Genomic DNA, 22,209 nt, shown 5'->3' with positions numbered 1-22,209 from the left:
GTGCGGTGAACGGCGTCGGCCGTCCCCACCGTGCCGGACTCCTCGTCGGCCCGCCCGCGGATTACCCCCACGGGGTATGTGGCGCCGCTGGGCTGTCCGTCCGTCCGCCGCCCGGAAACGCGGACGCCCGCCCCTCGATGAGGGGCGGGCGCAGCGGAGAGGTGACGGAGGACCGTCAGTGACCGTGCTTGGAGCGGTACGACTCGACGTAGCCCGAGGTGGGCGTGCCCACACCGGTGACGTCGTCGTAGCCGCGCACGGCCTTCAGGGAGCTGTCCTTGCCGAGGCTGCGGACGGAGGTGAGCAGACCGCCCGAGGCGTCGATGGAGTTGGCGAAGTCCACGCGCGCCACGGCGAGTTCGGAGCCCGTGGGGGTGTCCGTCACGTCGTGGTACGCCTTGGAGCCGTACTTCGCGTAGATCGACGGGTTGGCGAAACCGATCGCCTTGCCGCCGCGCGCCTCCTGGGCCAGGGCCTGGACGGCCGCGATCACCGGCGCGGCGAGCGAGGTGCCGCCGATCCGGTACTCGCTGTACTGCTGGGACCCGTCCGGGAAGGTCTGCGTCTGGCCGACCTTGAAACCGGTGTTGGGGTCGGCGACCGCCGCGATGTCCGGCACGGTGCGCATGGCCGTCGTGCCGTTGGCCTTGGCGAGCGCGCCGGGCACGACAGCCTTCTGGTAGAAGGGCTGCGCCACGGTCTTGCTGGTGCCGCCGCCCGCGCCCGAGGTGAACGCGCCCGGGAAGCCGGTCCAGCTCTTGCCGTCGGCCGCGAGCGAGGCCTTCTCGGTGCCCCAGCCGGTCTCGAACTGGTACTTGTCGCCCTTGCCGACCGCCAGCGACGTACCGCCGACCGCCGTCACCCACGCCGAGTTGGCCGGGGTGTCGACCTGCTTCGTGCCGGTGTTGGCGACCTCGTCACCGTTGTCACCGGAGGAGAAGTAGAAGCCGATGCCCTCGACCGCGCCGAACTGGAAGGTCTGGTCGTAGGCGGCCGCGAGGTCCGGCGTCTGGTTGGCCTCGATGTCGCCCCACGAGTTGGAGACGATGTCGGCCAGGTGGTTGTCGACGATCTTGTTCAGCGAGTCGAGCAGATCGTTGTCGAAGCAGGACGCGGCACCCACGTAGGTGATGCTCGCGTCCGGCGCGACGGCGTGCACGGCCTCGACGTCGAGGGTCTCCTCGCCGTACCAGCCGGCCGCACCGCACGCCTCGGTCTGCGTGTAGGTGCCGGGCAGCACCTGACGCAGCTGGCTGCTGCTGTACGCCGAGTCACCGTGCTTCTTGGCGTACGTGGCCGCGTCGAACGCGATGGTCGGCGAGGCGTACGCGTCGGTGATGGCGACCCGCACACCCTTGCCGGTGCGCTTGCCCGCGCCGTAGGCGGCGCGCAGCTGCTTGCCCGTGTAACCCTCGATCGCGTACGGGATCTTCTTGCCGTACGCGTTCGGCAGGGTGCTCGCGGTGTTCGAGCCGTAGTACGAGGAGAACGGCCCGGAGTTCTTGAAGACCGCGTCCGGGGGCGGCAGCGTGTCGTCGTGCGTCGCCTTGTGCGGGGCGTTGTCCAGGCCGGTGACGGTCAGGACGGCGCCGTTGAGGGCGGCCGGCGCGGAGGCCGTCTTCGACGGCGCGCGGTAGGTCTTGTTGCCCTTGGCGTAGTTGTGCAGCTGGGTGCCGAACGCCTTCTCGGCGGCGGCCACGTCACCGGTGACGGAGACGTAGTGCTGCGTGGTGCCGGTGACCTTCAGGCCCGCCGACTTCAGCCACGAGGTCACCGCGGCGACCTGCGCCTTGGTGGCACCGAAACGGGTCTGCGTCTGCTTGGCGCTGAGGTACTTGCCGTACGAGGCCGAGTTCGGGTCGGACACGGCCTTGGCGTACGCGGCCAGACCGGCAGCGTTCCGGCCGGCCAGGTAGACCCGGGCGAAGACCTGGGAGTTGTCGGACGAGGCCCCCTTGTCCGCCTTCGCCGTGGCCCACGCGGGCTTGGTGCCCGTGAGGGTGTCCCGGCTGGGACCGTCCGCGGCGTTGGCCGTGGGTATACCGAGCGCCAGCGCGCCGGCGAGCAGCGGCAGTGTTGCTGCCATGCTCACCCCGGCGCGCATGGTGGCGCGATTGGATCTCATAAAACCCCCTGCGATGCGGTTCGTCGCATGTGTGGTCGTTCGTGATGTGCGAGACCGTGTGCCGGAATTGAGGACGCACGGAATGGATCACGCTGGGGTCACTCTGGCGATGAACCGTTCATGCCAGGGGAATGAGAAGGCCAAGGAAACACCAAGTGGCCGCGAATGATTGGTATTTGGGACGGTATGACGTCACCCTCGCCCCGGATGTAGGGATATCCCTCGTTTTCCTGTAAAGGGGTTCCCGGCTTCTGTGAGCGTATTGCGACATCGGCGGGTTCGTGGTTCGCCCCGGCGACGGTAAGCGCTTCGCGGCCCGGGGCGTGCAGGGGCTTTGGGGCGGCTGGAGTCCGAAGAGTCTCACCGGTGCAGTCACGGGGAGGTGCCTGGGGTCGATCGCGTCATGAGGGACGGGTCGACGCCTGACGAGGGCGGCCGGGGTGGCAGGGACGGGGGGTGACGGCGACGGGTCCGGGATTCGACACCCCGGACCCGTTCACGCACAGCCGTTCACACGCAGCCGTTCACATCCAGCCGTCCTCGGCCTAGTCGCGGGCCTTCGCGCCCCGCTCCTTGAGCATGTCCGCCATCAGCTGGATCTCCGACTGCTGCGCGTCGACCATGCCCTGCGCGAGCTTCTTCTCCACGCCGACGGTGCACTTGGCGACGCAGCCCTCGGTCATGTGGATGCCGCCCTTGTGGTGGTCGGTCATCAACTGCAGGTAGAAGACCTCCGCCTGCTTGCCGTTGAGCGTGTTCAGCTTCTTCATCTCGGTGTTGGTCGCCATGCCGGGCATCAGCGCGCCGTCCTTGCCGGACGCCATGTCGCCCATGCCCATCCATGTCATGGGCCCGTCCGCCGACACCTTCGGCAGCTCCCACAGGTCGAGCCAGCCCAGCAGCATGCCGCGCTGATTGGCCTGCGTCTGCGCGATGTCGTACGCGAGCCGCCGTACCTCCACGTTGTCCGTACGGTCGCGCACGATGTACGACATCTCGACGGCCTGCTGGTGATGGACCGCCATGTCCCGCGCGAAACCCGCGTCCGCCGAGTCGGCCGACGGCACCTTCGTCCCCGAGGACCCCGAACCGTCGCTCTCGGCGACCGCGTACGTGATCGCCCCGGCGGCCACCAGCACCGCCGCCGTGGTCCCCGCGATCCAGCCCACCTGGCGCATCTGGCTCACTGCGACAGGCCGTTGGTGCAGGCGGCGCCCGGCTCGGGCGTCTGCTTGCCCTGCACGAACTCCGAGAAGAACTTGTCGACGTTCGGGTCGCTCGCGCTCGTCACCGTGCGCTGCTTGCCCCACGCGCTCAGCATGATCGGGTCCTTCTGGTCCTCGACAGGGCTCATCAGGGTGTACGGCGTCTTCTTGACCTTCGCTTCGAGTGCCTTCACATCGGCGTCGGAGGCCTTGCTGTTGTATGTCACCCACACCGCGCCGTGCTCCAGCGAGTGCACGGCGTTCATGTTGTTGATCGCCTTGCCGTAGACGTCGCCGTTGCAGTTCATCCACACCGGGTTGTGGTTGCCGCCGACCGGGGGCTCCATCGGGTACTTGACGGTCTTGGTGACGTGGTTGCGGGACAGCGTCCCCGACCAGGTCTCCACGCCGTCCTTGCCCGTGACGAAGTGCCCCGAGCCGCCCTTCGAGTCGCTCGCCGAGGTGCTGCTGTCGTCGGACTGCGACCTGACCAGGACGACACCGCCGACGACGAGACCAGCGACTATGACCGTGCTGGCCGTGATCGTGAGGATCCGGTTACGACGCTCCCGGGCACGCTCGGCCTTGCGCATCTCTTCTATGCGCGCCTTGCGCTGCGCGGAGGTGGTGTTCTTGGCGGAACCCATGGCGAGTCCTTATGGGGATGGGACGGTCGGGTCCGCTGATCGTAATGGGGCGAGGGTGTCCAGTACGAAGGGAGGGCACAGAATGTCCAAAGGAGACACCCTGTGGCGCAGCCCCGCAAAGGTGGGAGGCGGCCCTGCTCGGATGATCCGTGGATAATTTGAGCGGCAGATGCGTATTAACTACGCTGGTGGTATGAGGCTGCTGCGCTCCACCGACCTGGCCCTGCGTGTCCTGATGCGGCTCGCCGTCGCCGACGGGTCGACTCCCACCACCCGCGAGGTCGCCGCGGACATGGATGTCCCCTATACCCATGCCGCGAAGGTCGTCGCCGAGCTCCAGCACCTGGGACTGCTCGCGGCTCGCCGCGGCCGCGGCGGCGGCCTCGGCCTCACCGAAGCGGGGCGTACGGCATCGGTCGGCGCGATCGTCCGCTCCTTCGAGGGCGACGGTGACGTGGTTGACTGCGAGGGGGCCGCGCCCTGCCCGCTCCACACCGGCTGCCGGCTGCGGGGTGCGCTGCGGCGGGCTCAGGAGGCGTTCTTCGCCTCGCTGGACCCACTCACGGTGGCGGACATGGTCGCCGCGCCTACGGGGCCGCTGCTGCTGGGGATCTCCGGCAGGCCGACCTCGGCTTTGACATCCGATGACGACTGACACCTAGTGAAATCTGTCATCTGTCATCCGTCATCTGACGTCTGATATCTGACATCTGGCGCCTGGCGCCTGATATCTGACAGCTGAAGTCCGCCGCCTGCTATCTGCCGCCTGCCACCAGCCGTCAGTCATCCGCCTCAGCCCTGCGCAAGCCAGAGATCCGGCCCGAACACCTCGTAGTGAATGTCGGCCGGAGCCACCCCCTTGTCGATGAGCTGCCCCCGCACCGCCCGCATGAAGGGCAGCGGCCCGCACAGGTACGCGCGCGTGCCCGACGCGACGGCCACGGAGGAGAAGTCCGCGCGTCCGGGGCGCCCGGCGCCCTCGGCGTTCTGCTCGTACCAGAAGTGGACGGCGGCGTCCGCGAGCTTCGCCGCGTACGCCTCGTGGTCGGCGCGCAGCGCGTGGTCGGCGGGGGAGCGGTCGGCGTGGACGACCGTGACGGGGGCGCGGTGTCCGGTGAGCGCGAGCTGTTCCAGCATGGCGATCACGGGGGTGACGCCGATGCCGGCGGAGGCGAGCAGCACCGGCGCGTCCGTGTCGTCGAGCACCAGATCGCCGTACGGCGCGGAGAGCTCGATCGTGCTGCCGACGTGCACACGCGTGTGGAGGTGGTTGGACACCTCGCCGTCGGGGCCCGAGGCCTCGCCGTGCACCCGCTTGACGCCGATCTGCCGTACGGGGGAGCCGGGGGCGCAGGAGAGGCTGTACTGGCGTATCTGGTGGGCGCCGTCCGGCAGCTCGACGCGTACGGACACGTACTGGCCCGCCCGGAAGTCCGGCAGCGGCCCCCCGTCGGCCGGGCGCAGCCGGAAGGTGGCGACGTCGGCGGTCTCCTCGACGCGTTCCACGACCTCCCAGACCCGCCACCCACCCCTCCCGTCGCCGTGCTGTGCGTACAGCCGCCGCTCGATGGCGATGAGGGCGTTCGCCATCAGCCAGTAGACCTCGTCCCAGGCGGCCTCGACCTCGGGCGTGACCGCGTCGCCGAGGACCTCGGCGATCGCCGCGAAGAGGTGCTCGCGCACGGTCGCGTACTGCTCGGGGGCGATCCCCAGGGAGGCGTGTTTGTGCGCGATGCGGTTCAGCAGCACGTCGGGTCGCTCGTCCGGCCGCTCGACGAGGTGGGTGGCGAAGGCGGCGATGGATCCCGCGAGGGCCCGGCGCTGGGTGCCGGAGGCCTGGTTGCCGCGGTTGAAGAGGTCGCGGAGCAGTTCCGGGTGGGCGGCGAAAAGCCTTTCGTAGAAGCGGTCGGCGATATCGCCGATGGCGGCGCCGACGGCGGGGAGGGTGGCGTGCACCGTGGCGGCGGACTGCTCGGACAGCATGGGGGCTCCTCAAGTGGCTGGGGCGGACGGGGGGTTGCGGTCCCCGTTTCTGCCCTGCACGGTAATAAAACTTGCATCTAAGATGCAAATTAAAGCTCACGAGGAGGGAGTCTGGGGGTCGGCCATTACAGACAGGCGGATGAGCAGGCAGTATGGGCACCAGAGCAGGACACCTGCCGTACGCGAGGCGTTCAGACCGCGGTCGCCCGGGCGATCATGGTCCGCAACGCGCATGAAATGGTGTTGTGGTGGGATGCTCAGGTGCCCCGACCGTCCCCGAGGCGTGGGAGCAGGCGGCCTGACCAGCAAGGATGGGTGGAAGCGGAAGATGGACAAGCAGCAGGAGTTCGTGCTCCGGACACTGGAGGAGCGGGACATCCGGTTCGTTCGGCTGTGGTTCACCGACGTGCTGGGCTTCCTCAAGTCGGTGGCCGTGGCTCCGGCCGAGCTGGAGCAGGCCTTCGACGAGGGCATCGGCTTCGACGGCTCGGCCATCGAGGGTTTCGCCCGTGTGTACGAGTCCGACATGATCGCCAAGCCGGACCCGTCGACGTTCCAGGTGCTGCCGTGGCGCGCGGAGGCCCCCGGCACGGCCCGCATGTTCTGCGACATCCTGATGCCGGACGGCTCCCCGTCCTTCGCGGACCCGCGCTACGTCCTCAAGCGCGCCCTCGCGAAGACCTCCGACCTGGGCTTCACCTTCTACACCCACCCGGAGATCGAGTTCTTCCTGCTGAAGGACCGCCCGCTGGACGGCTCGCGCCCGACCCCGGCCGACAACTCCGGCTACTTCGACCACACCCCGCAGAACGTCGGCATGGACTTCCGCCGCCAGGCGATCACCATGCTGGAGTCGATGGGCATCTCGGTCGAGTTTTCCCACCACGAGGGCGCCCCCGGCCAGCAGGAGATCGACCTGCGCTACGCCGACGCGCTCTCCACGGCCGACAACATCATGACGTTCCGCCTGGTCATGAAGCAGGTCGCGCTGGAGCAGGGCGTCCAGGCGACGTTCATGCCCAAGCCCTTCTCCGAGCACCCCGGCTCCGGCATGCACACGCACCTCTCCCTCTTCGAGGGCGACCGCAACGCGTTCTACGAGTCGGGCTCGGAGTACCAGCTGTCGAAGGTCGGCCGCTCCTTCATCGCGGGCCTGCTCAAGCACGCGGCGGAGATCTCCGCCGTCACCAACCAGTGGGTCAACTCCTACAAGCGCATCTGGGGCGGCTCGGAGCGCACCGCGGGCGCCGGCGGCGAGGCCCCCTCGTACATCTGCTGGGGCCACAACAACCGCTCCGCGCTCGTCCGCGTCCCGATGTACAAGCCCGGCAAGACCGGCTCCGCACGCGTCGAGGTCCGCTCCATCGACTCGGGCGCGAACCCGTACCTGGCCTACGCCCTGCTCCTGGCCGCCGGTCTGAAGGGCATCGAGGAGGGCTACGAGCTCCCGCCCGGCGCCGACGACGACGTCTGGGCCCTCTCCGACGCCGAGCGCCGCGCGATGGGCATCGAGCCCCTGCCCCAGAACCTCGGCGAGGCCCTCACCCTCATGCAGCGCAGCGAACTGGTCGCCGAGACCCTCGGCGAACACGTCTTCGACTTCTTCCTCCGCAACAAGAAGTCGGAGTGGGAGGAGTACCGCTCCGAGGTCACCGCCTTCGAGCTCCGCAAGAACCTGCCGGTGCTGTAGGCGCAGGTCTGCAACAGTTTTCGGTGCGCGCACGTAGGGCCGACGGTCAGGAACCGTCGGCCCTACGGCGTTCAGGGCAGGGATCGACTCGGGCGCGGCCCCCGCCGGGGACTCGGGCAGGCGGGCTGACCATGCCGGCGCGTGGTGTGCTTCTGGACGAGTCCGTGCTCGCCCGCGTAGTCCTGCAGCAGTTGCCGCAGGTGGTGCCGGGCCCGGTAGATGCGGGAGCCGACGGTGTTCGTGGTCACGCCCGTGAAGTCGGCGGTCTCCTGATAGGTGAAGCCCTCGACGTCACAGAGGTAGATGGTCACCCGTTGCTCGGGGGAAAGGGCGCGCAGGGCTGCCCGGACGTTCGGGTCGCCGAGGCGGTCCAGTACCTCGGCCTCGGCCGAACGCAGTCCCGGCGGAAGGTGGGACTCGGCGTGGACCTGCTGCCAGTCCTCGATCTCGTCGGTGCGGCTGCGCGCCGGCTCGCGCCGTGCCTTGCGGTTGTTGTTGAGGAAGGTGTTGGTCAGGATGCGGTCGAGCCAGGCTCTGAGGTTGGTGCCCTGCTGGAACTGGTCGAAGTGCGCGTACGCCCGACCCAGGGTGACCGCAGCGGCAAGGCCGGGACGGCGGAGACAACCTGGCCCAACTCGTCATCCCCATGCTGCTCCTGACGAACTGTTACCAGTACTTCTCTTTTTCGAGCGGATTCGCCAACCGTGTCATCGGACGATTCCCGGGGGGCCTGCGCTCCCTCGGTGTCCCATTGCACAATCTCGGTGTGGCCGCGATTGCCGTACAGATGTGTCTCGTGTACGTAGTGAGCGGCCTGTACAAGGTGCAGGGAGAGGTGTGGCAGGACGGCACCGCACTCTTCTACATCATGCGCGTTCCCGAGTTCGAGCTGCCAGGGCTCTCCAACCTCGTCTACAACAGCGACGTCCTTGTCTTCCTCGGCACCTACAGCACCACCCTGTTCCTCGTGTACTTCCCCATGCGGATCCTGGTGCCTAGAATGCGCCCGTGGACGGCAATTGCCTCCATTGCATTCCATGTCTCCATCGGCGTTTTCATGGGACTCACCGGGTTCGCCCTGACGATGGTCGCCTGTGACCTCATTTTCCTCTCCTCCGCCCTGTCCCGCGCACGTCAGATGGCACGAACTGTCGGCGAACGCTGGAGCCGGAAGCATCCCGGGAGCCCGCGCACAATGGCCGTCGAGCAGAGCACGCCACCAGAGAGCGACAGCCCAGTCGGCGCGCCCGTTCCCCAAGCAGCAAAGTCATGACCCTGCGCCGCGTCCCCAGTTGCATCATCGGCAGCTCCCACACAGCTCCGATCGTCACCGGCAACCATGACGCCGCCAAGTACGTGGAGGCGGGCTCCTTCACCAAAGTCATCACCGCAACCATCCTGCAGCAGCTGGCACAGCAAGGTGTACTCACGCTTGACGATCCCGTCGAACGATGGCTCGGCGTCCCTGCGGGGACCGGCATCACCCTGCGGCACCTCGCCGAGCACACCTCCGGCCTGCCGCGCCTTCCCCCCGGCACTGCCCGCCTCGACCCGTACAAGAAGTTCACCGGCGACCGGCTGAACGAACTGCTCAGCAGTCTCGACCGACTCGTCACCGTCCCGGCCGGAGAGCACGAGGAGTACTCCAACCTCGGCTACGCGGTGCTCGGGGCCGCACTCACCGCCGCAACGGGAGAGACGTACGACGATCTAGTCGCCGCGCATGTGCTGGCCCCCCCTCGGCCTGCCGCGCGACGCGATGCATAGCCAACCGCCGCAGCACAGCCGATTGCTGCCGACCACGGTGCTCGGCCGCAGTATGAAACCGTGGACCATGACGGGAGCCATCTTGCCCGCAGGCGGCCTGTGGGCAAGTCCACGCACACTGTCACGGCTGCTCACCGGTCTCTTGCTCGACCGCTCCCTCGGGGAACCTTCTCTCGGTTGGCAGCGTACGGGGCCGCTGCCATTGATCTGGCACAACGGAGCAACTCGCACGGCATCTGTCTTCGCCGGCGCTCTACCTGACGGCCGTTGGACGGTGGTCCACCGTCTGAGCAGCTCGTACACCGTGACGGATCGCGCAGGACTGGACTACCTGCGCGCCGCGCGTAGTGGGGATGGAGTGCAAGTGGAGGAGTGAGCGAGGAAACGAGACTCAGCGGCAGGTGCGGGTGCTCGTCGAGGAGCGCGGTCACGTTCCCGCACGCGCGGGGGGTAGCTCGGCCGGCGTCGAGCGCTCGGCGATGGTCATGAAGTCGTCTCCGCATCGAAACCGAGGCCGATCCACAAGTCATGAGCCATTGCTCGCCACGGTCAACGGGAGCTGCACCGCTCGTTCCAGGCCCATGCCGTTCCATACTCACCCCTGCCGGGATCCCGCTGTACAGCGGCGGAGTTTCGGTGCCACGGAGTTCAGCGCAGAGCCGCCCGCTCGTCCACACGACGGGTCGGTGTACCCAGAAACACATCGGGCGCTGCAGAGCCAAAAGAGATGACTGCTCGATCATCCGGCATGACTCCGCACCGCTGCCACAGAGTTATGTGCCGTGCCAGACCCGCGCCAGATCGAGCGGGGAGCAGCGTGGACGAGCGAGGCGTGGCCGCCGCCGTCGGTGAGGGTCGGCTCAGGCCACGGACTTGGCGGTGACCCGGGCGCGCAAGGCATCGCGGACGGTGGGCCATTCGTCGGCGAGCAGGCTGTAGTACAGGGAGTCGCGGCGGGTGCCGTCCGGGCGGCGCATATGGCTGCGCAGGGTTCCTTCGTGGACCAGGCCGAGGCGGGCCAGGGCCTGCTGGGAACGCACGTTGAGGTTGTCGGTGCGCAGGGCCAGCCGGGCCAGGCGCAGGTCTTCGAAGGCGTGGGTGAACAGCAGCAGTTTGGACTCGACGTTGTAGGGGCCGCCCCAGCAGGAACGGTCGAACCAGGTCGCGCCGATCTCGGTGCGGCTCTCGGCCAGGTCGAGGTCGTACATGCTGGTCGAACCGATCACGGTGCCGTCGTCACGGCGCTGCACCGCGAAGCAGCGTCGCGTCGGATCGGCGGTCATCTCGCCGAGCCACTCGCGCAGTTGGACCACGGTCTCGGGTCGTGCCCGGGGCATCCACCGCCAGACCTCGGGGTCGGACGCCGACGGGAAGAGGGCCTCGGCATGGTCGGGAGACAGGCGGACGAGGCGGACGACAGTGCCCTCAAGCGGCTGGTTGGTCACCGGAGCAGAATAATCCGGTGGCCGGTGGCGATCTCCTTCTCGCGGGCCTTCTCGCAGGCCTCCCCATGGGACTCCTCACGGGCCTCCTCGTTGGAGCGCGACAGGGGCCGTACGGCGTCACGCCGTCACCTTCGTGAGGAACGCCGCCAGGTTCGTCACCGTTCGTTGGATCTTTTCCTCCAGCGTGAGTGACTCGTGGAGGCGGGCGCCGGCGCCCGCGTCCTTCTTGCCTCGTACGTACAGGGAGCAGGAGAGGTCGCTGCATATGTAGGCGCCGACCGAGTTGCCCTGCTGGCCGGCCTTGCCCGCCTTCGGGGCGACCATCAGGGAGACGCCGCCGGTGTGGGTGGTCAGGCACATCGAGCACATGCTGCGCCGGGTCTGCCAGGAGGTGGGGCTGGGGCTGCGCAGGACCAGGGCCTTCGGGTGGCCGTCGTTCAGCTCGAGGACGAGGTAGGCGCGTTCGGGGGACTGGGGGTCTCGCCAGCCGAGATAGTCCAGGTCGTCCCAGGGGTGGTCGGCCAGGTCGCGTGGGACGGACAGGCGCTTCGCCTCGCCCTTGGTGCAGTTCACGAACGCGGCGCGGATCTCTTGTTCGGTCAGCGGCTTCATGAGATGCATGGTAAATTGCCTAAAGGTGTTAGGCAAATGTGTATGTTGTTGTGGTGAATGAGGGGAAGGTTATGGCGCGCGTCGGGCTGACCACGGAACGTCTGGTCCTCGCGGGCGCGGAGCTGGCCGACGAGGTCGGCTTCGATCAGGTGACCGTCTCGGAGCTCGCCAGGCGCTTCGACGTGAAGGTCGCGAGCCTGTACTCGCACGTGAAGAACTCCCAGGACCTCAAGACCCGGATCGCCCTGCTCGCCCTGGAGGAACTCGCCGACCGGGGCGCCGCCGCGCTGGCGGGACGGGCCGGCAAGGACGCCCTGGCCGCTCTCGCGAACGTCTACCGCGACTACGCCCGGGAGCATCCAGGCCGCTATGCCGCCGCCCAGTTCAGGCTCGATCCGGCGACGGCCGCCGCCAGCGCCGGTGGGCGGCACGCGCAGATGACGCGGGCGATCCTGCGTGGCTACGCGCTGACGGAGCCGGACCAGACACACGCCGTTCGGCTGCTGGGCAGCTTCTTCCACGGCTACGTCAGCCTGGAGATGGGGGGAGGGTTCAGCCACAGCGCCCCCGACACGCAGGAGACCTGGGTGCGGATGCTGGACGCCCTCGACGCGCTGCTGTGCAACTGGCCCGCGAACGCAGCGGCGACAAAGCGACAGCAGTGAAAGCAGTGAGAGCAGCGACAGCGGTGACAGCAGCGACTGCAACCGGGCCCGCATCCGCCCCCCTGATCGTCCCGTCGGAATCGTCCTGCCGGAATCGTTTCTCCGGTCGATTCCGGTACCCGAGAGTTTTGATGGAGACACCGAAGCCATGACCGCCGACCATGACTGGATCACCACACCCATCACCGCCGACCTCCTGCGCGGTGCCCTCGACCTGGAGCCCACCGAACGCGGTGTCCTCCCGCACCGGCTGCCCGCCCGGGCCCGCAGGCAGATCCCCGACGGACAGCTCGCCATGGCCGAGGCCCAGCCCTCCGGCGTACGGCTGGTCTTCCGTACCCGGGCCACCGCCGTCGAGCTGGACACGTTGCCCACCAAGCTCGCCTACGTGGGTGCGCCGCCCCGTCCGGACGGGGTGTACGAGTGGGTCGTCGACGGCCGGCCGACGGGGCGGGCGAGCGTGACCGGCGGCAATGCGATGACCATCGACATGGCCACCGGAGCGGCCTCGACCCGGCCGGGAGCGGTCGGTACCCTCCGTTTCGACGGTCTGTCCGACGGCGTCAAGGACGTCGAGATCTGGCTGCCGCACAACGAGACCACCGAACTCGTCGCCCTGCGCACCGACGCCCCCGTCGAGCCCGCGCCGGACCGGGGACGCAAGGTGTGGCTGCATCACGGCAGCTCCATCAGTCACGGTTCCGACGCCGCCGGGCCCACCTCCACCTGGCCCGCGCTCGCCGCCACCCTCGCCGGGGTGGAACTGATCAATCTGGGGCTGAGCGGGAGCGCTCTGCTCGATCCGTTCACCGCGCGGGCCATGGGGGACACCGCCGCCGACCTGATCAGCGTCAAGATCGGGATCAACCTGGTCAACACCGACGCGATGCGGATGCGTGCCTTCGGCCCGGCGGTGCACGGCTTTCTCGACACCGTCCGTGACGGGCATCCCACCACGCCGCTGTTGGTCGTCTCGCCCCTTCTCTGTCCCATCCATGAGGACACGCCCGGGCCCACCGCCCCGGACCTCTCCGATCTCGGTGCGGGGCGGCTGCGGTTCCTGGCCATGGGAGATCCGGCGGAGCGCGCGAACGGGAAACTGACCTTGCGTGTCATCCGCGACGAGCTGGCCCGGATCGTGGAGCAGCGGGCGGCCGAGGATCCGAACCTGTACCACCTGGACGGCCTGGACCTCTACGGCGAGGCCGACTTCGCCGAGTTGCCGCTGCCCGACCAGGTCCACCCGGACGCCGCCACCCACCGCCGTATCGGCGAACGCTTCGCCGAGCTGGCCTTCACCGCCCAGGGTGCCTTCGCCTAGTTCACGTACGCCTTCGCCTGGTTCCCGTACGCCGTCGGCTAGTTCACGTACGCGGGAGACACCGCCGCGGTGCTGATGCGGCGCGGCTTTCCCGTGCCGTCGGACGGGACGGTGTAGAGGTCGGCTCCGTAGTCGCCGGGGAGGGCGTAGACGATCGTGCGGTCGTCGCGCCAGACCGCCTGGTCGTCGACGCTGCGGGACTCGGCGAGCGGGGTTTCGCGCATCGTGCGCAGGTCGAGGACGTACAGGTGCCAGGGGGCGTCCTTCGACAGGCCCGGCACGCGCTTCTTGTAGGCGACGCGCGTGCCGTCGGGGGAGAGGGACGGGCATTCGACGTTGGTGTGGAGGGTCGTGAGGGTGCGGGCCCGGAGGTCTCCTCGGACCAGGTACGTCCTGCCCTTCGTCGCCAGCGTCGCGTAGAACGTGCGGTCGTCGGCCGCGAACGTGACGCCCCAGAAGTTGACGTCCGCCGCGTGGTACGTCCTGCCGTCCTTCACGACGCGGAACGCCTCCAAGGAGGGGGTCAGTTTCCCCGTTCTCGTGTCCACGATCGCCGCGCGCGTGGAGAAGTTCGTCCCCGCGTACGAGTCGCCGCCGACGAAGGCCGTCCACGCGGCGTAGCGGCCGCTGGGGGAGACACGGGCGCGGGACGGGATGCCGGGGACGTCGTAGCGGGCCGTCTCGCGCAGGCGCGTGTCGAGGATGACGGCCCGGTAGGTGTCCTGGACCGGGCCGTGCACCGACTGGAGACAGACGCCGGTGCCCGCGGCCGCGTAGAAGCGGAGGCATTTGACCTTCGACGCGGTGCGGGGCCCCGAGGGGCTCGACGCCGGGACCGTCGTCAGTTCGTCGCGGTGCGGGCCCCAGGCCATGTTCCGGAAGATCATGTGGCTCCCGGACCGGGTGGCGAGCGCGACCGTGCCCGCGGTGATCCTCGGGCCGCCGGGCTGGGTCCGGTTCTTGCGGTCCGCGCGGGCCGAGGCGTGCAGGACGGAGGCCGTGGCCACGCCCGCCAGGACGACCAGCGCCGAGATCAGGACCAGGATGCGGGTACGCAGGGTCATGCGAGGCCTTCTGAGGGGGCGGAGGGGGTGGGACGGCGGAGTGTGAGCGCGAACAGGGCGCACAGTGCCAGCGCCACCGTCGACGCCGTGAGCGCCGTACGGTCGCCCCAAGCCGTCCACGCCGCGCCGAAGCCGAGCGAGCAGACGAATCGGGCCAGGGCCTGGCCCGTCTGGACGAGGGCGAGACCGGACGAGCGCAGTTCCTCGGGCACGCTCTCCGAGGCCACCGCCATCAGTACGCCGTCGGTGGCGGCGTAGAAGCAGCCGTGCAGGAGCAGGACGGCGTACGGCAGTGCCGCTCCGTGCCAGGAGGTGAGCAGGAGGGCGTACGCGAGGAGCAGGGCGCCGTGGCCGGCCAGGAACACCCGCCAGCGGCCGACCCGGTCCGCGAGGCGGCCGAGCGGGACGGCCAGGAGCAGGAACGCCGCCGCCGTGCCGAGGGGCAGCAGCGCGAACCAGCGGTCCGGTACGCCCAGACGCCGCTGGAGGAGCAGGTAGACGAAGGAGTCGCTGACCGTCGCGAGGCCCAGGAGGAGCGCGCAGAGGGTGACGCGGCGCAGGTCGGGGCGGGCGAGGAGGGCGAGGGCCGCGCGCAGGGTGGGGCGGGATGCGGTGTCCCCGGAGGTCTTCTGCGGTGCCGTCTGTGTTCCTGCCCTTGCCGCTGTCGTACGCGCACCGTTCGGCACGAACAGCACCAGGACCAGTACGCCCACCACCGCCACGCAGAAGCTCACCGTGAACACCGCGTCGTACCCGTCGACCGTGGCCCGCAGGATCAGGAAGGCCACGAGGGGACCGAACAGCGCGCCCGCCGTGTCCATCGCCCGGTGCACGCCGAACGCGCGCCCCCGTGTCTCCGGCGTGCTCGACAGCGAGATCAGCGCGTCGCGCGGGGCCGTGCGCAGGCCCTTGCCGGTGCGGTCGGCGGCCAGGATCAGGCCGATCGGGGTGAGCGTGTGGGCCAGGAGCAGCAGGGGCTTGCAGGCCGCCGAGAGGGCGTATCCGAAGCCCGCCACCCACTTGTGCCGGCCACCGCCGCGGTCGGCCAGGTGGCCCCCGATCAGCCGGACGAGTGCCGAGAAGCCGTTGTAGATGCCGTCCAGGAGGCCGAAGCCCAGCGGGGACAGGCCGAGGCCCGTCACCAGGTACAGGGGCAGTACCGCCGTGACCATCTCCGAGGAGACGTCGGTGATGAGACTGACCGTGCCGAGCGCCAGCACCGTGGGCGCGACCGCGGCACGGCGCCGTCCGGCACGAGGCCGGACGGCGCCTTCCGCGGACGCCGCACTCGTGGAGGCGCGGCTGTCCGCCACGTACATCTCAGGACGTCCAGATGCCGGTGATGTCCTTGCCGGAGGCGGCGTTGCCCGCGTGTGTCGACAGGCCCTGCGAGTCCTCCAGGGTGCGCAGCAGGTCGTAGTGGTTGTAGGTGGTCGAGCTGGTGGATCCCGCGGTCACCTGCTGGCCGTAGAACACGGTCGGGATCTTGTTGCCGCTGAGCCGGTTGTCCTCGTCGAAGGTGACGACGAGCAGGCTGTTGTGGGTCTTGGCCCAGGTCGCGTACGCGCCCAGCTTGTTCTTCAGCCAGGTGTCACCGGTCGACACCGAGCAGTCGTGCATGTCGCTGCACAGGTTGGGGACCACGAAGGAGACCTGCGGAAGCGTCGTGTAGTCCGTCGGGAACTGGGTGAAGGTCTTCGCGGACGACGTCGGTACGTTGCTGAAGCCGAACCACGGGTTGTGCTTCTGCGCGTAGTTGCCGCTGCTGCACGTCGTGGACCCCTGGCTGGGCAGCGTCTCGTTGTAGCTGGCCCAGGTTCTGCCCGCCGCGATCACCTCGGAGGCGAGGTTCGCGGCGGAGGAGAAGCCGGGGGTGACACAGCTGTCGTCCGTGACGCCCTGGGTGGAGCCGGAGAAGAGGGCGTAGTAGTTGGGCTGGCTCGGGTGCGTCAAGGCGTACGACGAGGTGAGGTTGGCGCCGCCGGTCTTGAGCGAGTTGATGTACGGGGCGCTGGAGGAGCCGATCACCTGGCTGTACGCGTGGTTCTCGAAGACCACGACGACCACGTGGTCCGGGGTCGGTACCCCGGCCGCGGCGTGCGCGGTCGTGGAGCCGCCGAGGCCGGTCCACAGGCCCACCGCGGCTGCGGTGAAGGCGAGGGCGGACGCCACGACGGCACGACTGCGGCGGTACACGTTTCTGCCGGACACTTCAGACCTCCGGTGGGGGAAGACGACGGTGGCGGTGCGGACAGAGCATGCACACGCCAACATTCCCCTGCGCCAAGGCACCCAACCGGCGGGGTGAAGACCTGATGAACTGCTCACCTCCCGGCCTGCGCGGTCGTCGCCACCCCGCGCGCCTTCCTCCTTTTCCTACCCTCCTCCCCTCCTCCTTCTCCTACCCTCCTCGCCACTCGCACGGGCCACATTCGAGGACACCTCCCACGGAAGCCGATTCCGGTGCGGGGCGCCACCGTGGGGACCGGGGTTAGGCTCGGGCTCGTACGACCTTGATCGGACCGGTCGTGCGACCTGATCCGACGGGAGGGCCCAGGATGATGGCGCCGGGGCGCAGGAGCAGTACCTTCACGCGGCTGCTGCGACACGGCTTCACCGATCCGTCGGCCGCCGAGCGGCTCCTGGACGGCGCGGAGCTCGAGCCCGTACGGTCCGATCCGGTGCTCCTCGACGCGCTCGGCGCCACCGCCGATCCCGATCTCGCACTGCTCGGGCTCGTCCGGCTCGTCGAGGCGCAGGACGGTCACATCGCCGAGCGGGAACTCCTCGACACCCTGATCGCGGCCAAGCCGCTGCGCGACCGGCTGCTCGGCGTCCTCGGTGCCTCCGCCGCCCTCGCCGACCACCTCGCCCGGCACCCGCGCGACTGGCAGGAGCTCGTGACGTACGAGCCGCAGGACCTCCACCCCGGGGTACGGGAGTTCGAGCGGGGGCTGGCGCAGGCGACCGACCCCGTCGCCCTGCGCGTCGCCTACCGGCGCTGCCTGCTGTCCATCGCCGCACGTGACGTGTGCGGCACCACCGACCTCGCCCAGACCGCCGCCGAACTCGCCGACCTCGCCACGGCCACCCTGCGCGCCGCGCTCGCCATCGCCGGCCGCGCCGCGCCCGACGACGCCGCGCTGTGCCGGCTCGCGGTGGTCGCGATGGGGAAGTGCGGGGGGCACGAGCTGAACTACGTGTCCGACGTCGATGTCATCTTCGTGGGGGAGGCGGTGGACGGGGCTGACGAGCGCAAGGCGCTGCAGGCCGCCACCCGGCTCGCCTCCCACATGATGCGGATCTGTTCCGAGACCACCGTCGAGGGCAGCATCTGGCCCGTCGACGCGAATCTGCGGCCCGAGGGGCGGAACGGGCCGCTGGTACGGACCCTGAGCAGTCACCTCGCCTACTACCAGCGGTGGGCCAAGACCTGGGAGTTCCAGGCGCTGTTGAAGGCGCGGCCCGTGGCCGGGGACCTTGGACTCGGCGAGGAGTACGTGGCCACGCTGGCGCCCCTGGTGTGGCACGCCGCCGAGCGGGAGAACTTCGTCGCCGACGTACAGAAGATGCGGCGGCGGGTCGTGGAGAACATCCCCGTCGCCGAGATCGAGCGCGAGCTGAAACTCGGGCCCGGGGGACTGCGCGATGTCGAATTCGCCGTGCAGCTCCTCCAGTTGGTGCACGGGCGGGCCGACACCTCGCTGCGCAGCGGGACCACGCTGGACGCGTTGAAGGCGCTCGCGGCCGGTGGGTATGTCGGGCGGGCCGACGCCGTGCAGCTCGACGAGGCCTATCGGTTCCTGCGGTCCATGGAGCACCGGATACAGCTCTACCGGCTGCGGCGGACCCATCTGGTGCCCGAGGACGATGCCGATCTGCGGCGCATCGGGCGGTCGCTCGGGCTTCGGGCCGATCCCGTCGTCGAGCTGAACCGTGAGTGGAAGCGGCACGCGGCTGTCGTACGGCGGCTGCACGAGAAGTTGTTCTACCGGCCGCTGCTGGACGCCGTGGCCCAACTCGCCCCGGGCGAGAGCCGGCTGAGTCCGAACGCGGCGCGGGAGCGGCTCGTCGCCCTCGGGTACGCCGATCCGGCCGCGGCGTTGCGCCACTTGGAGGCGCTGGCTTCCGGGGTCTCGCGGAAGGCCGCGATCCAGCGGACCCTGCTGCCCGTGCTGTTGGGGTGGTTCGCGGATTCCGCCGAACCCGACGCCGGGTTGCTGAACTTCCGCAAGGTGTCGGACGCCCTGGGCAAGACCCCCTGGTATCTACGGCTGTTGAGGGACGAAGGGGCCGCGGCGGAGAACCTGGCGCGGGTGCTGTCGGCCGGGCGGCTCGCCCCGGACCTGCTGATGCGGGCGCCGGAGGCCGTCGCGCTGCTCGGCGACGGGGACGGGGGCGGGCTCGAACCGCGCAGCCGTGCCCATCTGGAGCAGGAGATCCTCGCCGCGGTGAGGCGGGCCGACGGGGGCGAGCAGGCGGTGACCGCCGCGCGTGGTGTGCGGCGGCGGGAGCTGTTCCGTACGGCCGCCGCGGACATCGTCGCCTCGTACGGCACCGAGGAGATGCCGGCCGTCGCCGATCAGGGCGCGCTGGTGGATCAGGTGGGCGGGGCCGTGTCCGACCTGACGGCGGCGACGCTGGCGGGGACCCTGCGGGCCGTGGTGCGGGACAGGTGGGGGGACACGCTGCCCACGCGGTTCGCCGTCATCGGGATGGGGCGGTTCGGGGGGCACGAGCTCGGTTACGGGTCCGACGCGGATGTGCTGTTCGTGCATGAGCCCCGGGAGGGTGTCGACGAGCAGGAGGCATCCCGGGCGGCCAACGCGGTCGTCTCGGAGATGCGGCGGTTGCTTCAGGTCTCCAGCGCGGATCCGCCCTTGCTGATCGACGCCGATCTGCGGCCCGAGGGGAAGTCCGGGCCTATGGTGCGGACGCTGAACTCCTATGAGGCCTACTACCGGCGGTGGTCGTTGGTGTGGGAGTCGCAGGCCCTCTTGCGGGCCGAGGTCGTCGCGGGGGACGAGGACCTGGGGCGGCGGTTCATCGAGCTGGTCGATCCGTTGCGGTACCCCGCGGAGGGGCTCGGTGACGACGCCGTACGGGAGATCCGGCGGCTGAAGGCCCGGATGGAGTCGGAGCGGATGCCCCGCGGGGCCGATCCGACGCTGCACACCAAGCTGGGGCGGGGCGGGCTGTCCGACGTGGAGTGGACCGTGCAGCTGTTCCAGTTGCAGCACGGGTGGGTGGAGCCGGGGCTGCGGACCACTCGGACACGGGAGGCGCTGGGCGCGGCGTGCGCGGCGGGGCTGGTGTCCGGAGAGGACGCGGCCATCCTGGACGAGGCGTGGGTGCTGGCCACGCGGGTGCGCAACGCGGTGATGCTGGTGCGGGGGCGGGCCGGGGACACGTTTCCCTCCGACGGGCGTGAACTCGCCGCGGTCGGGCGGTACTTGGGGTACGGGTCCGGTCATGTCGGCGACATGATCGAGGACTACCGGCGGATCACTCGGCGGGCTCGGGCCGTGGTGGAGGTGCTGTTCTACGGGGCGTGAGCCAAGGGGCCCTGCCGCGCGGTGGGTGGGTCGGGGCCGTGCCGGTACGTCAGCCCGTCGTCGCCGGATCAGGCGTTGCCCTGTGGGGAGCCGCTTCCAGGCCCGGACGTAAGCGACGGGCTTTGACGTACCGGCACGGCCCCTTTCGTTCGGGGGCGGGTGCGGGTGGCTGCCACTCCGGCCAGGACCACCGCCATGCCCGCCAGGGTGCGGGGGCCGAGCGTCTCGTTCAGGACCAGGGCGCCGAGTGTCACGGACACGACGGGGAGCAGGTAGCCGACCGTGGCCGCGCTGGTGGGGCCCTCTTCGGCGATCATGCGGTAATTGAGGTAGAAGGTCAGGCCGGTGGAGAAGACGCCGAGGACGGTGACGGCCAGCAGGGCCGTGCTGTCGGGGTGGGTGGGGGCCGCCGTGGGGAGGGCCAGGGTCGTCCACGCCGTGGCCATGAGGAGTTGGGCCGCCGATACGGCCAGGGGGGCGCCGCGCGGGGTGAGGTGGCGGGCCATGTAGGTGAAGGCGATCGCATAGCTGGCCGCGGCGGCCAGGAGGGCTCCGGCGCCCCAGCCGGCCAGGCCGCCGTGCTGCCAGGGGGCGAAGATCAGCAGGACGCCCGCGAAGCCGAGGAACAGGCCGGTCAGGCGGAGGGGGTGGAGGGCGCGGTCCGTGCCGAGAACCGCGCCCAGGAGGAGCGACCAGAGGGGAGTGGTCGCGTTCATGACGCCCGCGATCCCCGAGTCGACCGTCTGCTCGCCGAGCGCGAAGAGGGCGAAGGGGATCGCGTTGCAGAACAGCGCCGCGACGGTCACATGGAGCCAGAGGGCGCGGGAACGGGGGAGGCGCTGGCGCGCCCCGCGGGCCAGGAGCAGGAGGACCGCCGTGCCCAGGGCGCAGCGCGTGACGGTGAGGTGGGCGGGGGACAGGCCGTGGTCCAGGGCCACCTTGATCCAGAGGAAGCCGGAGCCCCAGAGGAGCGCCAGGGTGGCCATGCGGAGAGAGGACCGGAGAGAGGAATGGGGAGAGGAACGGAGGGGGGAGGCGGCTGGGGGGCTTGGCATGCGTCCTACCGTCCGTGGTTTTTGGGTTGAGGACAAGTGAAGTGTTTTGCATGCACTGTTAAGGTGTGCTTCATGCTTGATGTGCGGCGTATGCAGGTGCTGCGGGCTGTGGTCAGCAGCGGGTCGGTGACGGCGGCCGCGGCGGATCTGGGGTACACGCCGTCCGCCGTCAGTCAGCAGATCGGGGCGCTGGAGAAGCAGGCGGGGACCGAGCTGCTGGAGCGGGTCGGGCGCGGGGTGCGGCCCACCGCGGCGGGGCTGCTGCTGACCGAGTACGCGGACGCCATCGGGCGGCAGGTCGCCGAGGCGGAGACCGCCCTCGCGGATCTGCGGGCGGGGCGGACGGGGCGGCTCGCGGTGCGGTACTTCGCCACGGCCGGGGCCGCACTGGTCGCTCCCGCCGTCGCGCGGTTTCGGCGTGAGCATCCCGGCGTACGGGTGGAGTTGAAGCTGATCGATGTGGAGGATCCGCTGCCCGACGTGAAGGAGGGGCGGGCCGATCTGGCCCTGGTGGTGCGGGCCGACGGTACCGGTCCCGAGGGCATACGGCTCGTACGTCTGCTCGATGATCCGTACCGGGTCGTGCTGCCCAGGGGGCATCGGCTCGCGGGGCGGCGGCTGCTCGAACTGGCGGAGCTGGCCGATGAGCCGTGGGTCGGGAGCGAGTGGCCGGGGCCCTGTCTCGACGCCCAGTTGGACGCCTGTGCGACCGCCGGGTTCCGGCCCTCGTTCGCGGTGCAGAGCGAGGACTACGCCACCGCTCAGGGATTCGTGGCGGCCGGGCTCGGAGTGAGTCTGATTCCCCGGCTCGGGCTGGGGAGCCGGCACCCTGGTGTGGTGGTGCGGAAGGTGCGCGCCCCTGAGCCGGTGCGGGTCCTTTACGCGGCGGTACGGGAGACGGGTCCCGGCGCGGCCGAGCGGCCGGCACTGCGCGGACTGCTGGACGCGCTCCGGGGCGCGGCCCACCCCGAGCGGTGACGGCTCACGCCGAGCCGAGCGGTAGCGGGTTCGCGCGGCTCCAGGCGCTGGAGGGCCGCGAGACGGGACGTATCGCTCCACCGGACGGCGAACGGGC

20 protein-coding genes are annotated in these 22,209 nt (G+C 69.9%); 9 read left to right on the top strand and 11 right to left on the bottom strand.

The window, feature by feature from the left end; all coding sequences use genetic code 11:
• Nucleotides 1-175 precede the first annotated feature (175 nt).
• The 3 genes from OG798_RS18320 to OG798_RS18310 all read right to left on the bottom strand — a co-directional run bounded on the left by OG798_RS18320 (nucleotide 176) and on the right by OG798_RS18310 (nucleotide 3,977).
• On the bottom strand, nucleotides 176-2,125 hold the full coding sequence (locus OG798_RS18320) for a S53 family peptidase (protein WP_328757317.1): 1,950 nt from the start codon (nucleotides 2,123-2,125) through the stop codon (nucleotides 176-178).
• 545 nt (nucleotides 2,126-2,670) lie between these two features.
• Complete coding sequence (locus OG798_RS18315; protein ID WP_328760046.1) at nucleotides 2,671-3,303, bottom strand: DUF305 domain-containing protein; 633 nt, start codon at nucleotides 3,301-3,303, stop codon at nucleotides 2,671-2,673.
• A 5-nt stretch (nucleotides 3,304-3,308) separates the two neighbouring features.
• Nucleotides 3,309-3,977: a DUF3105 domain-containing protein gene (locus OG798_RS18310; RefSeq protein ID WP_095855031.1), complete on the bottom strand. Its 669-nt coding sequence runs from the start codon at nucleotides 3,975-3,977 to the stop codon at nucleotides 3,309-3,311.
• A gap of 193 nt (nucleotides 3,978-4,170) precedes the next feature.
• On the opposite strand from OG798_RS18310, the gene OG798_RS18305 reads away from it, so the two are divergent.
• The gene (locus tag OG798_RS18305) at nucleotides 4,171-4,632 is read left to right on the top strand and encodes an Rrf2 family transcriptional regulator (RefSeq protein ID WP_121416355.1); all 462 of its coding nucleotides are present in this window, start codon (nucleotides 4,171-4,173) and stop codon (nucleotides 4,630-4,632) included.
• Between the two features lie 137 nt (nucleotides 4,633-4,769).
• On the opposite strand, the gene OG798_RS18300 is transcribed toward OG798_RS18305, so the two are convergent.
• Complete coding sequence (locus OG798_RS18300) at nucleotides 4,770-5,960, bottom strand: globin domain-containing protein (RefSeq protein ID WP_328757316.1); 1,191 nt, start codon at nucleotides 5,958-5,960, stop codon at nucleotides 4,770-4,772.
• A 328-nt stretch (nucleotides 5,961-6,288) separates the two neighbouring features.
• On the opposite strand from OG798_RS18300, the gene glnA reads away from it, so the two are divergent.
• Nucleotides 6,289-7,650, top strand: a complete 1,362-nt coding sequence (gene glnA, locus OG798_RS18295; protein ID WP_054230834.1) for a type I glutamate--ammonia ligase — start codon at nucleotides 6,289-6,291, stop codon at nucleotides 7,648-7,650.
• A gap of 71 nt (nucleotides 7,651-7,721) precedes the next feature.
• On the opposite strand, the gene OG798_RS18290 is transcribed toward glnA, so the two are convergent.
• Entirely contained in the window at nucleotides 7,722-8,168 is a 447-nt protein-coding gene (locus OG798_RS18290) for a sigma factor-like helix-turn-helix DNA-binding protein (protein WP_328760045.1), read from the bottom strand.
• Here OG798_RS18290 and OG798_RS18285 point away from each other — a divergent pair.
• From OG798_RS18285 to OG798_RS18275, 3 genes are all read left to right on the top strand, one after another.
• Complete coding sequence (locus OG798_RS18285) at nucleotides 8,073-8,309, top strand: hypothetical protein (protein ID WP_328757315.1); 237 nt, start codon at nucleotides 8,073-8,075, stop codon at nucleotides 8,307-8,309. The two genes, OG798_RS18290 and OG798_RS18285, sit on opposite strands and share 96 nt — an antisense overlap.
• A 107-nt stretch (nucleotides 8,310-8,416) precedes the next feature.
• The gene (locus OG798_RS18280; RefSeq protein ID WP_413253536.1) at nucleotides 8,417-8,923 is read left to right on the top strand and encodes a hypothetical protein; all 507 of its coding nucleotides are present in this window, start codon (nucleotides 8,417-8,419) and stop codon (nucleotides 8,921-8,923) included.
• On the top strand, nucleotides 8,920-9,417 hold the full coding sequence (locus tag OG798_RS18275) for a serine hydrolase domain-containing protein (protein WP_328757314.1): 498 nt from the start codon (nucleotides 8,920-8,922) through the stop codon (nucleotides 9,415-9,417). Before OG798_RS18280 ends, OG798_RS18275 begins: the two co-directional genes overlap by 4 nt.
• Before the next feature lie 860 nt (nucleotides 9,418-10,277).
• Here OG798_RS18275 and OG798_RS18270 read toward each other — a convergent pair.
• A complete protein-coding gene (locus OG798_RS18270; RefSeq protein ID WP_328757313.1) occupies nucleotides 10,278-10,862 on the bottom strand; it encodes a GNAT family N-acetyltransferase in 585 nt (194 codons plus the stop codon).
• A 117-nt stretch (nucleotides 10,863-10,979) separates the two neighbouring features.
• On the bottom strand, nucleotides 10,980-11,474 hold the full coding sequence (locus tag OG798_RS18265) for an FBP domain-containing protein (RefSeq protein ID WP_267061553.1): 495 nt from the start codon (nucleotides 11,472-11,474) through the stop codon (nucleotides 10,980-10,982).
• Between the two features lie 71 nt (nucleotides 11,475-11,545).
• Here OG798_RS18265 and OG798_RS18260 point away from each other — a divergent pair, with 71 nt between their 5' ends.
• Nucleotides 11,546-12,139, top strand: coding sequence for a TetR/AcrR family transcriptional regulator (locus OG798_RS18260; RefSeq protein ID WP_095855043.1), 594 nt, complete (start codon nucleotides 11,546-11,548; stop codon nucleotides 12,137-12,139).
• A gap of 148 nt (nucleotides 12,140-12,287) precedes the next feature.
• A complete protein-coding gene (locus OG798_RS18255; protein WP_328757312.1) occupies nucleotides 12,288-13,460 on the top strand; it encodes a GDSL-type esterase/lipase family protein in 1,173 nt (390 codons plus the stop codon).
• A 38-nt stretch (nucleotides 13,461-13,498) separates the two neighbouring features.
• Here the strand turns inward: OG798_RS18255 and OG798_RS18250 are convergent, their stop codons facing one another.
• From OG798_RS18250 to OG798_RS18240, 3 genes are read right to left on the bottom strand one after another with little or no spacing between them, the layout of a single operon-like run.
• Nucleotides 13,499-14,524 carry a TolB family protein gene (locus OG798_RS18250; protein ID WP_328757311.1) on the bottom strand — a complete coding sequence of 342 codons (1,026 nt, stop codon included), beginning with the start codon at nucleotides 14,522-14,524 and terminating at the stop codon, nucleotides 13,499-13,501.
• Nucleotides 14,521-15,843: an MFS transporter gene (locus OG798_RS18245; protein WP_328757310.1), complete on the bottom strand. Its 1,323-nt coding sequence runs from the start codon at nucleotides 15,841-15,843 to the stop codon at nucleotides 14,521-14,523. The genes OG798_RS18250 and OG798_RS18245 overlap by 4 nt, the downstream gene beginning before the upstream one ends.
• A 1-nt stretch (nucleotide 15,844) precedes the next feature.
• Complete coding sequence (locus OG798_RS18240; protein ID WP_095855046.1) at nucleotides 15,845-16,735, bottom strand: alkaline phosphatase family protein; 891 nt, start codon at nucleotides 16,733-16,735, stop codon at nucleotides 15,845-15,847.
• A gap of 347 nt (nucleotides 16,736-17,082) precedes the next feature.
• Here OG798_RS18240 and OG798_RS18235 point away from each other — a divergent pair, with 347 nt between their 5' ends.
• Nucleotides 17,083-20,079, top strand: a complete 2,997-nt coding sequence (locus OG798_RS18235) for a bifunctional [glutamine synthetase] adenylyltransferase/[glutamine synthetase]-adenylyl-L-tyrosine phosphorylase (RefSeq protein ID WP_097226142.1) — start codon at nucleotides 17,083-17,085, stop codon at nucleotides 20,077-20,079.
• Nucleotides 20,080-20,147: 68 nt separating this feature from the next.
• On the opposite strand, the gene OG798_RS18230 is transcribed toward OG798_RS18235, so the two are convergent.
• Nucleotides 20,148-21,065, bottom strand: a complete 918-nt coding sequence (locus tag OG798_RS18230) for a DMT family transporter (protein ID WP_121416381.1) — start codon at nucleotides 21,063-21,065, stop codon at nucleotides 20,148-20,150.
• A gap of 141 nt (nucleotides 21,066-21,206) precedes the next feature.
• On the opposite strand from OG798_RS18230, the gene OG798_RS18225 reads away from it, so the two are divergent.
• Entirely contained in the window at nucleotides 21,207-22,112 is a 906-nt protein-coding gene (locus OG798_RS18225; protein WP_328757309.1) for a LysR family transcriptional regulator, read from the top strand.
• Nucleotides 22,113-22,209: the final 97 nt, after the last annotated feature.

Source organism: Streptomyces sp. NBC_00271 (assembly GCF_036178845.1).
GTDB lineage: Bacteria > Actinomycetota > Actinomycetes > Streptomycetales > Streptomycetaceae > Streptomyces.
This window is presented reverse-complemented; position numbering and strand designations above follow the sequence as displayed.